Source organism: Roseateles saccharophilus (assembly GCF_031458095.1).
In the GTDB taxonomy this organism is placed as follows: Bacteria; Pseudomonadota; Gammaproteobacteria; order Burkholderiales; family Burkholderiaceae_C; genus Pelomonas; species Pelomonas saccharophila_A.
Genome location: NZ_JAVDXU010000001.1, coordinates 2,614,219 through 2,628,062, shown reverse-complemented (window position 1 = coordinate 2,628,062; position 13,844 = coordinate 2,614,219). Strand labels below are relative to the sequence as shown.

Annotated in this window: 20 protein-coding genes; 11 read left to right on the top strand and 9 right to left on the bottom strand. The window is 67.4% G+C overall.

Going from position 1 to position 13,844, the window contains the following annotated elements:
• Window positions 1-11 precede the first annotated feature (11 nt).
• Together J2X20_RS12045 and J2X20_RS12040 are read left to right on the top strand one after the other, a co-directional pair.
• Window positions 12-950 (top strand): MerR family transcriptional regulator, encoded by a 939-nt coding sequence (locus J2X20_RS12045; protein WP_310264830.1) that lies wholly within the window; start codon window positions 12-14, stop codon window positions 948-950.
• 13 nt (window positions 951-963) lie between these two features.
• The gene (locus tag J2X20_RS12040; protein ID WP_310264828.1) at window positions 964-1,830 is read left to right on the top strand and encodes a ferritin family protein; all 867 of its coding nucleotides are present in this window, start codon (window positions 964-966) and stop codon (window positions 1,828-1,830) included.
• A gap of 67 nt (window positions 1,831-1,897) precedes the next feature.
• Here the strand turns inward: J2X20_RS12040 and J2X20_RS12035 are convergent, their stop codons facing one another.
• Genes J2X20_RS12035 through J2X20_RS12025 form a run of 3 tightly spaced genes read right to left on the bottom strand, consistent with a single transcriptional unit; the run spans window position 1,898 to window position 4,015 of the window.
• Window positions 1,898-2,782 (bottom strand): hypothetical protein, encoded by an 885-nt coding sequence (locus J2X20_RS12035; RefSeq protein WP_310264826.1) that lies wholly within the window; start codon window positions 2,780-2,782, stop codon window positions 1,898-1,900.
• 10 nt (window positions 2,783-2,792) lie between these two features.
• Window positions 2,793-3,662, bottom strand: coding sequence for an ABC transporter ATP-binding protein (locus J2X20_RS12030; protein WP_310264824.1), 870 nt, complete (start codon window positions 3,660-3,662; stop codon window positions 2,793-2,795).
• Window positions 3,662-4,015, bottom strand: a complete 354-nt coding sequence (locus J2X20_RS12025; protein WP_310264822.1) for a GntR family transcriptional regulator — start codon at window positions 4,013-4,015, stop codon at window positions 3,662-3,664. Before J2X20_RS12025 ends, J2X20_RS12030 begins: the two co-directional genes overlap by 1 nt.
• 169 nt (window positions 4,016-4,184) lie before the next feature.
• On the opposite strand from J2X20_RS12025, the gene J2X20_RS12020 reads away from it, so the two are divergent.
• The 6 genes from J2X20_RS12020 (at window position 4,185) to J2X20_RS11995 (ending at window position 7,599) form a co-directional block, all read left to right on the top strand.
• Window positions 4,185-4,460: a hypothetical protein gene (locus J2X20_RS12020; RefSeq protein WP_310264819.1), complete on the top strand. Its 276-nt coding sequence runs from the start codon at window positions 4,185-4,187 to the stop codon at window positions 4,458-4,460.
• Between the two features lie 95 nt (window positions 4,461-4,555).
• On the top strand, window positions 4,556-4,756 hold the full coding sequence (locus tag J2X20_RS12015) for a hypothetical protein (protein ID WP_310264817.1): 201 nt from the start codon (window positions 4,556-4,558) through the stop codon (window positions 4,754-4,756).
• 226 nt (window positions 4,757-4,982) lie between these two features.
• Entirely contained in the window at window positions 4,983-5,315 is a 333-nt protein-coding gene (locus J2X20_RS12010; RefSeq protein WP_310264814.1) for a hypothetical protein, read from the top strand.
• Between the two features lie 34 nt (window positions 5,316-5,349).
• Window positions 5,350-5,877: a hypothetical protein gene (locus J2X20_RS12005; RefSeq protein WP_310264812.1), complete on the top strand. Its 528-nt coding sequence runs from the start codon at window positions 5,350-5,352 to the stop codon at window positions 5,875-5,877.
• Window positions 5,878-6,092: 215 nt separating this feature from the next.
• Window positions 6,093-6,824: a Crp/Fnr family transcriptional regulator gene (locus J2X20_RS12000; RefSeq protein WP_310264810.1), complete on the top strand. Its 732-nt coding sequence runs from the start codon at window positions 6,093-6,095 to the stop codon at window positions 6,822-6,824.
• A 52-nt stretch (window positions 6,825-6,876) separates the two neighbouring features.
• Window positions 6,877-7,599, top strand: a complete 723-nt coding sequence (locus J2X20_RS11995; protein ID WP_310264806.1) for a Crp/Fnr family transcriptional regulator — start codon at window positions 6,877-6,879, stop codon at window positions 7,597-7,599.
• Window positions 7,600-7,620: 21 nt separating this feature from the next.
• Here the strand turns inward: J2X20_RS11995 and J2X20_RS11990 are convergent, their stop codons facing one another.
• On the bottom strand, window positions 7,621-8,103 hold the full coding sequence (locus tag J2X20_RS11990) for a fasciclin domain-containing protein (protein ID WP_310264804.1): 483 nt from the start codon (window positions 8,101-8,103) through the stop codon (window positions 7,621-7,623).
• A gap of 146 nt (window positions 8,104-8,249) precedes the next feature.
• Here J2X20_RS11990 and J2X20_RS11985 point away from each other — a divergent pair, with 146 nt between their 5' ends.
• Together J2X20_RS11985 and J2X20_RS11980 are read left to right on the top strand one after the other, a co-directional pair.
• On the top strand, window positions 8,250-9,110 hold the full coding sequence (locus J2X20_RS11985; protein ID WP_310264803.1) for a DUF6920 family protein: 861 nt from the start codon (window positions 8,250-8,252) through the stop codon (window positions 9,108-9,110).
• A gap of 140 nt (window positions 9,111-9,250) precedes the next feature.
• Window positions 9,251-9,538, top strand: coding sequence for a BON domain-containing protein (locus J2X20_RS11980; RefSeq protein WP_310264800.1), 288 nt, complete (start codon window positions 9,251-9,253; stop codon window positions 9,536-9,538).
• On the opposite strand, the gene J2X20_RS11975 is transcribed toward J2X20_RS11980, so the two are convergent.
• Both J2X20_RS11975 and J2X20_RS11970 read right to left on the bottom strand, forming a co-directional pair.
• A complete protein-coding gene (locus J2X20_RS11975; RefSeq protein WP_310264799.1) occupies window positions 9,522-9,806 on the bottom strand; it encodes a sll1863 family stress response protein in 285 nt (94 codons plus the stop codon). The genes J2X20_RS11980 and J2X20_RS11975 overlap by 17 nt on opposite strands.
• A gap of 28 nt (window positions 9,807-9,834) precedes the next feature.
• Window positions 9,835-10,587, bottom strand: a complete 753-nt coding sequence (locus tag J2X20_RS11970; RefSeq protein WP_310264797.1) for a PRC-barrel domain-containing protein — start codon at window positions 10,585-10,587, stop codon at window positions 9,835-9,837.
• Window positions 10,588-10,737: 150 nt separating this feature from the next.
• Here J2X20_RS11970 and J2X20_RS11965 point away from each other — a divergent pair, with 150 nt between their 5' ends.
• Window positions 10,738-12,072, top strand: a complete 1,335-nt coding sequence (locus tag J2X20_RS11965; protein ID WP_310264795.1) for a sensor histidine kinase — start codon at window positions 10,738-10,740, stop codon at window positions 12,070-12,072.
• 15 nt (window positions 12,073-12,087) lie between these two features.
• On the opposite strand, the gene J2X20_RS11960 is transcribed toward J2X20_RS11965, so the two are convergent.
• From J2X20_RS11960 to J2X20_RS11950, 3 genes are all read right to left on the bottom strand, one after another.
• Window positions 12,088-12,582, bottom strand: a complete 495-nt coding sequence (locus J2X20_RS11960) for a hemerythrin domain-containing protein (protein WP_310264794.1) — start codon at window positions 12,580-12,582, stop codon at window positions 12,088-12,090.
• A 17-nt stretch (window positions 12,583-12,599) separates the two neighbouring features.
• Window positions 12,600-12,914, bottom strand: coding sequence for a hypothetical protein (locus J2X20_RS11955; protein WP_310264792.1), 315 nt, complete (start codon window positions 12,912-12,914; stop codon window positions 12,600-12,602).
• A gap of 217 nt (window positions 12,915-13,131) precedes the next feature.
• Window positions 13,132-13,755, bottom strand: coding sequence for a diguanylate cyclase domain-containing protein (locus J2X20_RS11950; RefSeq protein ID WP_310264791.1), 624 nt, complete (start codon window positions 13,753-13,755; stop codon window positions 13,132-13,134).
• Window positions 13,756-13,844 lie beyond the last annotated feature (89 nt).

The following is a 13,844-nucleotide window of genomic DNA, read 5'->3' as shown; positions in this document are numbered from 1 at the left end:
GCCGTCACGCCATGGATGAATTGACTGACCTCATCGGCGGCATCGGCATCGCCGCCGTGGAGCGCGACACCGGCATCAGCAAGGAGACGCTGCGCGTCTGGGAGCGCCGCTATGGCTTTCCATCGCCCGCGCGCGACGCCTGCGGCGAGCGCCTCTACCCGCCGGAGCAGGTGCAGCGCCTGCGCCTCGTGAAACGCTTGCTGGATGCCGGTCATCGGCCGGGCCGTGTCGTTGCCGCCTCGGTGCAGGAGCTGTCGGCGTTGCTGCAGCCCACCGCAGCCCTGTCGGGCAATGGCGCCACGCTGGAAGCCGCCGAGATCGCTGCCTGCATCGCCCTGCTGCAAGGCCATGACGTCGACGGCTTGCGCCGCGTCCTGTCTCAGGTGCTGATGCGGCGCGGCTTGGCCCATGGCATTGCCGAGGTCTTGGCACCGCTGACGACGCGCATTGGCGAGTTGTGGATGGGCGGGGCGCTGCAGGTCTTCGAGGAGCACATCTACAGCGAGTCCTTGCAACTGGTGCTGCGCCAGGCCATCCAGGCGCTGCCGCCGGCGCCGGGCCGCAGCCCCAAGGTGCTGCTGACCACCCTGCCCGGTGAAAGCCATGCACTGGGCCTGCTGATGGCCGAGGCCCTGCTGAGCCTGGAAGGTGCCCTCTGCCTGTCGCTGGGCGCGCAGACGCCCCTGGCCCAATTGCCGGCCGCCGCCCAGGCCTGCCAGGCCGACGTCGTCGCGCTGAGCTTCAGCGGGCAATTGCCTCAGCGCGCCGTGCTGGAAGGGCTGGTCGCCCTGCGCGAACAGCTCCCGCCGGCCATCGAAATCTGGGCCGGCGGCAGCAGCCGGGCACTCCGTTTGCCGGGAGTGCCTGAGGGCATCCGCTGCCTCGACGGACTCGCCGCCATCGCTCCAGAAATGACACGTTGGCGCGAACTTTTAGAATCCCGCGTCTAGACGAGGAATTCCCATGCTTTACCCCGAACTGTTCAAGCAACTCGAAGCCGTGCGTTGGAACATGGACCGCGACATCCCGTGGGACAAGTTCGACGCCACGAAGCTGAGCGACGAACAGGCCCAGACCATCAAGATGAACGCCATCACCGAGTGGTCGGCCCTGCCCGCCACCGAGATGTTCCTGCGTGACAACCGCGAAGACAGCGATTTCTCGGCCTTCATGTCGGTCTGGTTCTTCGAGGAGCAGAAGCACAGCCTGGTGCTGATCGAATACCTCAAGCGCTTCCGCCCCGACCTCGTGCCCACCGAGGCCGAGCTGCACGAGGTGCGCTTCGACTTCGACCCCGCCCCGGCGCTCGAGACGCTGATGATGCATTTCTGCGGCGAGATCCGCCTCAACCACTGGTACCGCCGTGCTTCCGAGTGGCACAACGAGCCCGTCATCAAGGCCATCTACGAGACCCTGTCGCGCGACGAGGCCCGCCATGGCGGCGCCTATCTGCGCTACATGAAGCGCGCCATGGCCAAGTTTGGCGACGAGGCGCGCGCGGCTTTCGCCAAGGTCGGTGTGCTGATGGCCAGCGCCCGCCGCACGGCCCAGGCCCTGCACCCCACCAATCTGCACGTCAACGCCAAGCTCTTCCCCCGCGACACCATCCAGAGCCGCCTGCCCGATCCCGAGTGGCTGGAGCGCTGGCTGGACACGCAGATCCAGTTCGACAGCGTGTGGGAGAACAAGGTCGTCGAGCGCATCCTGCACAACATGAGCCTGCTGATGGACCGCAGCTTCGCGACCGTGCAGGAACTCAACCGCTTCCGCAAGGAAATGGCTGCCCGCATCGTCAGCCCGTCCGCGGGCGAGGGCCTGGCACCGGCCTGACGACGCAGCGCTTGCGCCCATGAAAAGCCGGGGCCCAATGGCCCCGGTTTGCTTTTGCGCGGCGTCGTCAGCCGCCGCGTGAGCGCTTCATCACCACCAGGGCGAAGCCTGCGGCGGCCACGGCGGTCCAGCCCAGGAATTCCAGCGACGCCAGCCCGGCCAGCGTCTGGCCCAGATCCTGGATCGCCAGGGACCACAGGTCGACGTCGGCAGCCTGCGTGTAGGCCGTCTTCAGCGTATGGGCCAGCGTCTCGGGATCGTTGAACAGGGAGCGGTTGATGTGCTCGCTCAGGCTGGCAAGGGCGCGCAGCGGCCAGTCGATGTCATAGGCCTTGTGCATCACCGCCACCGCCACGCCGCCGCCCACCAGCACGACGGGCACGCCCAGGCGCTTGAGCCAGGCCGAAGCCGCCATCAGCGTGAAGATGACCGGCGCCAGCCACAGCAGCATCGGCACCGTCCCGACGAGTCCGCGCAGCAGCAGCGGCGCTGCGCCGGCGATCACATTCCCCCAGTGCACCGAGGTGGCCAGGTCGAGGCCGCCCTTGGCGGCCAGCACGCTGGCCGCGATCGGCAGGCCGAAAAGGATGCCGACGACGGCGCCGCCCAGCGGCGCCAGCCAGGCGTGAGCCAGCACCGTGGCGGCCACGCTCTCACTGGGCCGGCCCGGCAGGGACAGCCAGAACTCGATGGAGCGGTCCTGGGCATCGCGTCGTGCCAGACCCGGCAGCTGGAAGAGGGCAACCAGCAGGCAGATGCCGAAGACGGCGCAGGTGCTGATCATCAGGATGGCCAGTGCGATCTGCTCGGCATATTCCGTCGGCAGGCCCTTGACCTGGCCGAAGGGCAGCATGGCCAGGAAGAGGATGGGCGGCGCGAAGGCGGCGATCAGCCAGCCGCGCTTGTGTTGCATCCATTCACGCAGCAGCAGGGTGGGGATGTGGTTGTTCATCATGTGTCCTTCAGGCTTGCTTGCCATTCAGCGCCGGGTTGCGGGTCAGTGCCATGAAGAGGTCCACCAGGCTGGGGCGCACGCGCTGGCCCAGGCTGGTGATGTGCTCGGGCGGCGCACCGTCGAACAGCGCGGTCGTGCGGCCCTGCTCGCGGTAGCGCAGCAGCGGATGGGCGGCGGCCATGGCATCGGCAGCGGCCGGGTCGTGGTTCAGGGCCACGAAGCGGCGGTCGATGTCCTCCAGGCTGATGGACAGGGCCACGCGGCCTTCGTCCAGCATGATGACGTCGGACAGCAGGGCCTCGACCTCCTCGACCTGGTGGGTCGAGATCAGCACGCTGCGCTCGCCGTCGCACCACTCGTCGATCAGCATCTCGTAGAAGCTCTTGCGCGACACGACGTCCAGGCCCAGCGTCGGCTCGTCCAGGATCATCAGCTTGGCGTCGATGGCGGCGATCAGCGCCAAGTGGGTCTGGGCCACCATGCCCTTGGACAGGCTCTTGATCTTGTCCGTCTCGCTGACGCTGGTGCGCTTGAGCAGGGCGCGGGCGCGCTCGGCGGAGAACTTGGGCTGCAGCCGGCTCATCAGCGTGATCAGCTCATGCACCCGGGCCCAGCGCGGCAGCACGGCCACGTCGGGGATGTAGCTCAGCTCGGTCAGCAGCTGCTGGCGGTTCCTGGTGGGCTCCAGGCCCAGCACATTCAGCTCGCCCTGCACGGGCAGCAGGCCGACCAGGGCCTTCATCAGCGAGGTCTTGCCGGCGCCGTTGTGGCCCAGCAGGCCGACGACGCGGCCCTTGGGCACGGCGACGGAGACATCGTTGAGCGCGGTCTTCTTGCCGTAGCGCAGCGTGATGTTCTTGGCTTCGATGAGGTTCATCATGTCGACTCCCAGTTCAGATCCTTGGCGGTCAGCCCCAGCCGCTTGAGCTTGGCGCGCAGGGCGGGCCAGTCCTTTTGCAGGAATTGTTCGCGCTCATGACGCAGCAGCCGCTCGCGGGCCCCGGCCATCACATACATGCCCAGGCCGCGGCGCGATTCGATCAGGCCGTGGTCGCTGAGCGCCTGCAGGGCTCGCGTGACGGTCAGCGGGTTGATGACGTACTGGCTGGCGAGTGCGCGCACCGAGGGCAGGGCCTCGCCTTCCGGGGGGCTGCCATCGAGCAGTTGCACGGCCAGGCGGTCGGCCAGCTGCTGGTAGATCGGCGCCTGGTCTGTCCAGGTGGGAGTCATGGGAGCTCCGAGGTGTGTTGCTGATGTAGCACACCATATCTCCTGACCCGGGGCGGACCTAGCGGGGCGCGACAGACTGCAGATTCGGGGGGATGAGCCGCACTGTCTGTCTCCTGGCTCTGCCGCGGCTGGCTCATCTGGTGAGCGTGCGCCAAGGCAGCATGAGGTCATGACTGAAGACCTCGACACCAAGGCGGCGCCGCGATCCGGCTGCGCTGATATCGGCATCCTGGCCGGAGTGCCCGGCCAGTACATCGCGCAGGCCAGCAAATCCCTGCCGGACCCGGCCTGTGCGCTCGACGACGAAATGTGCGTCGAGATCGACGCCGCGTGGGCGGGCCGGGTGCGCCTGACGTTCAGGAAGCAGCGTTACAGCCGGCCCAAAGGCAAGATCTCCTATGTCTCCTGGCTCTGCCGCCACGCCGAACACGTCACTCCGGCTTGAATCTCCGCCAAAGCCGCCCCAAGCACTGCTGAGCAATCGACACAAGCTCCATCTGGCCCGCGACGTATCCTGAGACCCTGATCCGAACCTGCGCCATGAACGCCCCGCTGTTGCCCCAGATCCTGCTTCGCCAGGACCGCTCCCCGCAAACCGACCTGGACCTCGCGACCGAAGGCGTGTTGCGCTATGTGTGGTGCAGCGAGTGGGGCGACATGCTCATCGAGGCGCGTGACGGCGTGGTCTATGTCAATGGCCAACGGGTCGATGCGGCGCCTGCGCCGAAAGTCCGAGGTTGAGCGCGACGGGAACCCGACGGTTCAGCATGGGGTGAGATAGCGCCGATCGGCTGCCATCTGGATTCAGTGCAGCCGACACCTCCTACACGGGGACCTCGTGAAGCCTCACGTTTCGCGGACGGGGCACGCCTCAGGATGCATGGGTCCCTGAGCAGTGGCGTTCGGTGACCGGCCTACAGCCGCCTTGGCAATTCGCCCATGCATCGTCTCCCCTCATAGAAACGCCATGAACACCACCTCTCGATTTGCAGCCAGCTTTGCCCTTGCTGCTCTGTGCGCAGCGGCTTACTCCCAGACTGCGCCGATGGCGCCGGCGTCACAACCGGCAGCCGTCGCCGTGACCCCGGAAACTGCGAGGGCCGCCAACGACAAGGCTGTACAGCGCTCTGACGTCGCTACCGTGGTTCGCACCGGGCCGACTGTCGCCGACCAAGCCCGTGAAGCCAGGCCTGACACGCGGTCCACCGCAACCAACACGCCGGCCGCCGATGGCACCACCATGACCGCCAACAACACCGCCGGCAACGCCAACCGTCCCGCCCGCGCGGATCGTCATTGAGCTGCCGAACGCTGATCGATATCCAGGAGATTCCATGACCACCAGTAATGACAACCGCCTCGTGACGGGCCTGTTTCCCGATCGCGCGAGCGCCGAAGCCGCCTACAACTCCGCCAGCGAGCGCGGTTACGGCAATGACGACGTCGATGTCATCATGTCCGATGAAACGCGTGACCACCACTTCGCGTCGGCCGGTGCCGAGACGGAACTGGGCAACAAGGCCGCCGAGGGCGCCGGCATCGGCGGCGCCATTGGCGGCACGCTGGGCGCCATTGCCGCAGCGGTCGTCGCGGTCGGCACCAGTGTCGCGATCCCTGGCCTGGGCCTGGTGATCGCGGGTCCGCTCGCCGCGGCGGTTGCCGGCGCTGGCGCCGGAGCCGCCAGCGGCGGCCTCCTGGGCGCGCTGATCGGATGGAACATGCCGGAAGAGCGCGTCAAGCACTATGAGGAAGGGATCAAGAAGGGTGGCATCCTGATGGGCGTGCGCGCCAAGACGGAGGAGGACGCCAACCACTTCCAGCAGCAGTGGACGAGCGCCAACGGCCAGCACGTCTATCGCTGATCGCAACGCTCTCGTCGGACGGGGACGGCACTGCCGTCCCTTTTTCTTGGGGTCCGGCACATGCCCTTCAGCCAGTCCCGCCGTCGGGACGGCCCTCGTCGGCGCTCACCCCATGAGCGTGCTTGAATCTTGATTCCCTTATGTGCGCTACCGAACACGCGCACGCCTGCACTGTGGCTAGAGTTGGTGGTTTCCGTGACCAGTACAAGGGATCGATGCCTGCACCGCCTGATGCTCTGTCGCCGCGCAGCAATCGCCTGCTGGCGGCGCTGCCCCAAGAAGAGTGGGCGCGCTGGTCGGGCCAGCTGGAGTGCGCGCCGCTGCAGCTTGGCCAGGTGCTGTACGAGTCCGGCCGGCCGCAGAGCCATGTGTATTTCCCGACGACGGCCATCGTGTCGCTGCTCTACGTGCTGGAGGACGGCGGCTCGGCCGAGATCGCGGTGGTGGGCTATGAAGGCGTGGTTGGCGTTTCGCTCTTCATGGGGGGTGAAACCACGCCCAGCCGCGCCGTCGTGCAGAGTGCGGGTGGATGTTTCCGGCTCAGCGCCGCGACCATCAAGGCCGAGTTCAACCGCTATGGCGTGGGCATGCACCTGCTGCTGCGCTACACCCAGGCGCTGCTGACGCAGATGGCGCAAACGGCCGTCTGCAACCGTCACCATCTGCTGGAGCAGCAGCTCTGCCGCTGGCTGTTGTTGAGCCTGGACCGCATCGCCGGTGACGAGCTGGTGATGACGCAGGAGCTGATCGCCAACATGCTGGGCGTGCGCCGCGAGGGTGTCACCGAGGCGGCACTGAAGCTGCAGAAGCTCGGCCTGATCGAATATGCCCGCGGGCGCATCACCGTGATCGACCGCCCGGGCCTGGAGAAGCGAAGCTGTGAGTGCTATGGCGTCGTCAAGGATGAATATGACCGCTTGCTGAACCGGCCGCTGCCTATCCCCTAGCCAGCGTGCGTTGGCGCACAGCGCCGCGGGCGGCCCGAGCCCAGACTGGCGCATGGCCACCAACCAGCTGCTCGACCACCTGCCCGCCGCCGAGCAGAAACGACTGTTGAAGCAGGGCATCCAGGTGCCTCTGCGCGGCGGCCAGCAGCTCGCTGTGCAGGACATGCCGGCGCAGTCGCTGCTGTTCCCGGTGCAGGGCTGCATGTCCCTCGTCACCCCGCTGAGCGCCCATTCCTGGCTGCAGGTGGGCATGGTGGGCAGCGAGGGCGTGCTGGGTGCCCAATTGCTGCTGGGCGTGGCTGCCAGCCCGGTCACCGTGCTCGTGCAGCAGGAAGGGCACGCCTGGGGCATGCCCGCCGCGGTCCTGCGTCACGAGCTGCCGGCCAGCCCGGGTCTGCGGCGGCTGCTGATGTGCTATCTGCAGGTGCAATTGCGGCAATCGGCCACGGCTGCGGCCTGCCTGCACCGCCATGCGCTGCAGGCGCGGCTGGCGCGCTGGTTGCTGATGGGGCAGGACCGGTCCCGGGGCGAGGGTTTCGCGGCCACGCAGGAAGGCATGGCCCAGTTGCTGGGCGCGCGCCGCGTCGGCGTCACCGTGGCGGCCGGCCGCCTGCAGGCGGCCGGGCTGATCCACTACCACCGAGGCTGGATCACCATCTCCGACCGTGCCGGCCTGGAGAGCGCCGCCTGTGTCTGCTATGCGCAGGACAGTGCGAGCTACCGCCTGGGCATGAAGTTCGCGCCGGATGGCGCCATCGCGGCAACGGCGCGTTGACTTCGGCGACAGCTGCGGGATTCAGTCTGCGGCAGGCATCAGCACCGTATCGATCACGTGGATCACGCCGTTGGAGGCCTCGAGATCGCGCTCGACGATGGCGGCCTCGTTCACTCTCAGGCCCCGGGCCGAGGTCACGACGAGGTCCTCGCCTTGCAGCGACTTCATCGGCGTGGACAAGACCGTCATCACGCGCCGGGGCACCAGGTGCAGGCGCAGGATGGCGGTCAGCCGCGCCTTGCTTTCGGGCTTGAACAGCTCGACCAGCGCTTCCTTGGCGAGCTTGCCGAACGCGGTGTCGTTGGGGGCGAACACGGTGTAGGGCCCCGATGCGTTGAAAGGGCTGCTCAGGCCGCTGGCCTTGATGGCCGCGATCAGGTACTTGAAATGCCCGGTCCTGTGCAACGTGTCCATCAGGTTCTCCAGCGGCGCAGGCGGGCTCGGTCTGAGGGGCGCCAGGCTCGGGATGACGGAGGCGGTGGCGGTGGTCGTGGCGGAGGTCATGAGAGCTTTCGTAGAGGGGCCTTTGCCGATGCAGCACCGCAAGCCCATCGCGGTCTGTGCGGTGCCTGCGTTCGCCAGCGCACAGACGCCGGGCTGCAGGTCGGCGAGCCTGTGCGACCCTTCACTTGACGAAACCGGCCACCCGCATGCTCTGGTTGCTCGCCGCTGTGCTTCTCGTGGCGACCCTGGCGGCCGCGATCACCCTGCTGCGTGCGCGAGGCCGTCGGCTTTGGTGCGCGCGGTCCGGCGCTTTGGCGGCCAAGCTCGGCGCCGAACCCGGGCCGGCAGGCGTGACGCATTTCGACCCCGCCGAACTGGACGGCCTGCCGGCGCCCGTGCAGCGCTATCTGCGCGCTGCGCTGACCGCCGGCCAGCCGCTGGTGAGCGGCGTGCAGCTGACGCAGAGCGGCTTCCTCAGGCTGGCGTCCGGCAGCGGGCGCTCGCGGCCCTTCACGGCGGAGCAGCATGTGGCGACGCGCGGACCGGGCTTCCTGTGGAATGCCCGCGCGCAGGGATTCGCAGGGCTTAGCGTGCGCCTGCACGACGGCTATCTGGCCGGCAAGGGCCTGTTGCACGCGATGCTGCTCGGGTTCATCGACAAGGGCCACCCGCAAGACGAGGGCGAACTGGCGCGCGCGGAGCTGATGCATTTCCTGGCCGAGGCGCCCTGGTATCCCACGGCGCTGCTGCCCAGCCAGGGCGTGCGCTGGGGCGCGGTGGACGCGCGGCGTGCCGATGCCACGCTGACGGATGGCCCGGTATCGGTCACGCTGCGCTTCAGCTTCGGCGACGCAGGCCTGGTGGAGGCCGTGCGGTCCGAGGCGCGCGGGCGCAGCGTGGGCAAGGCCCTGGTGATGACGCGCTGGGAGGGGCGCTGGAAGGACTGGGCCCTACGCGACGGCATGCGCGTACCGCTGGCCGGCGAGAGGGCCTGGCTGCTGCTGGACGGGCGCCGCACCTATTGGCATGGCCGCCTGAACAAGCTGCGCTACCGGTTCAGCGCTTGAGCTGGATCAGCGTCCGCCCGCCCGGTTCTTGACGGTGCGGCAGCGCACAGCCGCGTCGCGTGCGCGGTGTGCTGCCGCACAGACGCGTGCGGCCCGGGCGCGCAGTCTGAGCGCACTTCCATTTGCAGCCGAGGCTCACCATGAACGTCCTTTCACGCCGGCACCCCGCCTCGCCCGCGCTCAGCGACTCGGAACTCACCCATCTGGCCCAGAGTGCGCTGACCTGGAACTGTGAGCTCTTCCCAAGCGGGGTCAGGGCCAGCGCCGCGGCCGGCTGGTTGACCTTGTCGGGCGAGGTGCTGTGGAACTACCAGCGCCGGGATGCCGCCGAGTGCATGCGCTATCTCCCGGGCCTGGTCGGTGTCAGCAACGACATCACGCTGCGCCCTGCGTGCCCTGCAGGCGCCCGCCTCAAAGACGCGCCTTGAAATCGTGAAAGGCGTGGATGAAGACATCGCGCGTGCGGTCCATCTCGGACACCCACTGATGCCATGAGGCCTCGCCGGATGTTTGCAAGGCCTCCCACTTCACCAGCGCGTCCCGTGAATGCTCGCGCAGCCGGGCCAGCTCGGCCGTGTAGCGCTCGCGCGCGTCCCGCCTGGCATGGGTCACCTTGGTTTCGAAGGAGCTGAGCTGCTCGTTCAGCCCATCGAGCTCGAGCTTGATGTTCTCGATATAGGTCTCGCGTGCGGTCATGGTCATTCCTTTCGATGGCGCTGAAGGCTCAGGCCCAATAGCCCGGGCGTTGATAGTTCGCATGCAGCTGGATCTCGTAGTCGCGATGGATGCAGGCGACGTCCTGGTAGGCCGGGCTGCACCTGACCTGCTCGCGCGTCAGCGACACATGGATCTGCTGCCCGGCCCAGTCGATGCGGTCCACCCAGGGCAGGGCGATCAGCACCTCGCGCCCGGCCGGCCACCAGCTGCGGGTGTCCACCACCAGATAGCGGACCTGCCAGCTCTCGTCGTCGAAGACAAAGTCCTGCACCTGGCCGATGCCGAGGTCCGAGGCCTGTATCTCGAAGCCGAAAACCTGCTCGGCGCTGCGCAACTGCATGTCTGCCGGATAGATGCTGGCCTGCTCGCGATCGGCCTGTGGCCGCGGCGCGATGGACGGATAGGGCATGGCGCCCAGCGCCCAGCGCCCGCCGCCGTCCCAGTAGGCCGGGTAGTGATAGTGGCGTTCGAATGCCAGCTCCTGCTGGCGCGAGACCGGTCGTTCGATGTCCAGGGGCGGGCTGCTGCGTATGAGCCGGCGCGTCAACGCAACGTCGATCACGCCGTCGTGACCCACGGGTTGCTTGATGGAATAGGGCGAGATCAGCACGTCGCGCTCGGCCAGCCAGGTGCCGGCGTCCACGACGAGGTAGCGGATGACCCAGTTGCGGTCGTCGAACAGCAGGTCCTCGACCGGGCCGATGTCGCCATCCACGGCCCTCACATGGGCTGCGGTGACGCGGCTGGCGCTGTTGAACATTCAGACTCCTGGGATACGGGGTTATCGTGACCAGGCATTGCGCGTGCGTCGGTGCGGTCGCGCACGCGACCATCGCAAACCCGGGCTTTGGCGTGAACTGGTTTTGAGCCCAGAATCGACCCCCTGATCTCCCTGAACAAGGATGCGCCGATGCAGGCCGTCGAGCATTTGGCACTGAGCGCATACCTGAAGCGCAGGCGTGGCGTCATCCTGCAGGCATGGCGCACCGCGGTGACGGCCGACCCGTCGCTCACCACCGGCGCTGCATTGCCCCGCGCACAGCTGCATGACCATATCCCGGCGCTGCTCGTCGACTTCGAGCGCAAGCTCGCCAGTGGAGCAAGCACCGCCGCCGAGGCGCCGCAGCGCACCCAGGGGGATGCGGCGGCCCATGGCCTGCATCGCTGGCAGCAGGGTTTCGATCTGGCCGAAGTGACCCGCGAACTCGGGCGCTTGAACGAATGCGTCGTGGTGGAGCTGGAGGCCTACGCGGTCGAGAATCCTGGCTTCAGCCCGCCGGCCATGGCTGACGCGCGCAGGATCTGGGCGCAGCAGTGTGGGGAGGCCATCAGTGCCAGCGTGTCACAGTATTTCCAGCTGCAGCAGATCGAGGCGAGCAGCCATATCCGTGATCTGGAGCAGGCCCTGCAATCCTTGCGCGAGCTGGAGTTGGAGCGGGCGCGCTTGTGGCAGGAAGCGGCACACGACCTGCGCGGCAACCTCGGGGTCGTGGCCACGGCGACAGCAGGCCTGGCCTCACCGCAGGCCTCCGAGCTCATGCGCGGGAGATTTCTGCGCCTGCTGGACCGCAACGTCGGCTCGCTGAGCCATTTGCTGAATGACGTGACGAGCCTGGCGCGTCTGCAGGGCGGGCTGGAGCACTTGCAGATGCAGAGCATCGATGCCGTCGCGTTGCTCGCTGCGTTGTGTGAGGACCTGCAACCCCATGCGCAGGAGCGTGGCCTCTACCTCCGCTTCGACGGTCCGCCAACCCTTGCCGTCGAGGGGGACGCCGTCAAGACGAGGCGCATCGCGCAGAACCTGATCATCAATGCGATCAAGTACACCCGCACGGGTGGCGTGACGGTCAGCTGTGGAGATGGCGCATCCAGCGATCTCGATCGCTGGTTCTTCGAGGTCCGGGACACGGGGCCGGGCTTCCATGCGGGTCCGGGGTCGGAACTGGCCGGTGCGATCGAGGAGGCCACCGACCAGGCCCGGCAAGTGGCAACCGACCATGCCACAGGCGTGGTGACGCACATGAGCGTGGACCTCACGGAAAACTATCCATCACCCAAGGATTCGCGCCCGGTGGGTCAGCAGGTCGGCGAGGGCATCGGGTTGTCCATCGTCAAGCGCCTGTGCGACCTGTTGAACGCCACCACCGAACTCGAATCAGAGATCGGCGTCGGGACGGTGTTTCGGATCCTGCTGCCGCGCAGCTACGGTGACGGCCACGCGGCGCAGGTGGGCGGCGCAGGCTGAAGCCCTCCCGGCGCCCTATTCGGCGCCGGCCATCTCTGCCAGCAGATCGTCCCTGCGCGCGGCCATCGCCTGGCCGAGCGCGTGGACGTCGAGACCGCTGCTGCGCAGCTTGGGGAACAGCTCGTCTTCCTCTTCCTTGACGTGATGATCGACGTGTTCGCTCAACACCCTCAGCCTGGCGTCGTAGAGCGGGTCGGCCGGCGCCGACCGCACGATCTGCATGATCAGCTCCTTGGCGCAGGCATGCTTGACGTCGGCCACGTCGACGAGGTCTTCGTCACCGGCCAGCATCTGGCGCGCGGCGGCATAGAAGAACTCTTCCTCGATCGTGGCATGCACGGTCAACTGGGTGCAGATCTCCAGCGCCAGCATCTGTTTCTCGTCGTCTCCGCCCTCGGCATGGATGAGCTGGCTGTAGGCCTTGAACAGCGTCCTGACCTCCTTGTGATCGGCGGTCAGGAGCTGGATGGCATCGGCCGGCGCTCTGGATCTGCGGCTGGCTGCTGACACGAGTTTCCCTGGCGCTCTCAATTGCGGCTCGCGGAGTTGTCGTCGACGCTGGTGTTCGGCCTGGTGTCGCCCTCGTCATCCGGATCCTCATTGATCGAGCGGTTCCATTGGCTGCCGCCTTGCTGCCGTTGTGGCGGTCGGCCAGGCGCCTGCTGCTGCTGTCGCGGCGAGCGGTTGCTGTCGCCACGATCCTGCGATCGGCCTTCGCCACCTTCGGGAGGTGTCGTTGGGATGGTGCTGCTTTCGCCGGATCCCTGCTGGCCCTGCGACGGGGCTCTGCCTTCATCGGACGGTGGCGGCTGGCTCTGGCCTTGCGACGGATTGCGGTTCATTTCAGACCCTTGTATGCCGGAAGCTCCGGTGAGCTGAAAAGGCAAGCCTAAGGCCCGCTTCAACGCCATGGCATGTAAAGACGGTGTACCGGGCCTGGAAAACGCCCAAGCAATGAGAAGCCGCCCGTCATGGCACGCACGCGCCGGGTAGCACCCGGTAACGGAGACCGATTTCGTCGCGCCGCTGTCTGCGATTACCGATGATCGGCAAGCGCGGTCAAGGCTGGCCAGGCCCCGCGTCGCGTGTCGCGAAGAAGCTGTAGCGGCGGCCACCGGCCCGTTTGCTGCGATACATCGCCTGGTCCGCGCAGTCGACCAGCGCCTCGATGTCCTGCGCGTCATCGGGATACACGCTGATGCCGATGCTCGCGGACACGCGGATCGGAAGGCGGCCCTCATGCGTCAGCGCTTCCAGAGCTTCCATCAATTTCTGCGCCACCAGACCGGGGTCGGTGGCATCGGCAATCTCCGGCAACAGCACGACGAACTCGTCGCCGCCCAGGCGGCAGACCGTGTCGATCTGACGCACGCAGCTCACCAGGCACAGGCTGACCGCGCGCAGCACCTCGTCGCCGACCCGGTGGCCCAGCTTGTCGTTGATCTCCTTGAAACCGTCCAGATCCAGGAAGAGCAGCGCCAGCCGCCCGTCATGGCGCCTGGCGTGCGTCAGCCCCTGCGAGAAGCGGTCCACCAGCAACAGGCGGTTGGGCAGCTGGGTCAGCGAGTCGAGTTCGCTGTTGCGCGACAGCTCGGCCATCAGCAGCGCCGTGGACTCGGCCATGTCGCGCGAGCGCAGGGCGTCTATCACCAGCTGCTCATTGGCCTCCAGCAGGCGCTGCATCGCGTCTGCGTCCAGTTGCGCCTGGGCCTGGGCAAGGTCGGCCCGGACGCGAGCGAGTTCCGCCCGCGCGTCCGACGTCTGCGCCTGCA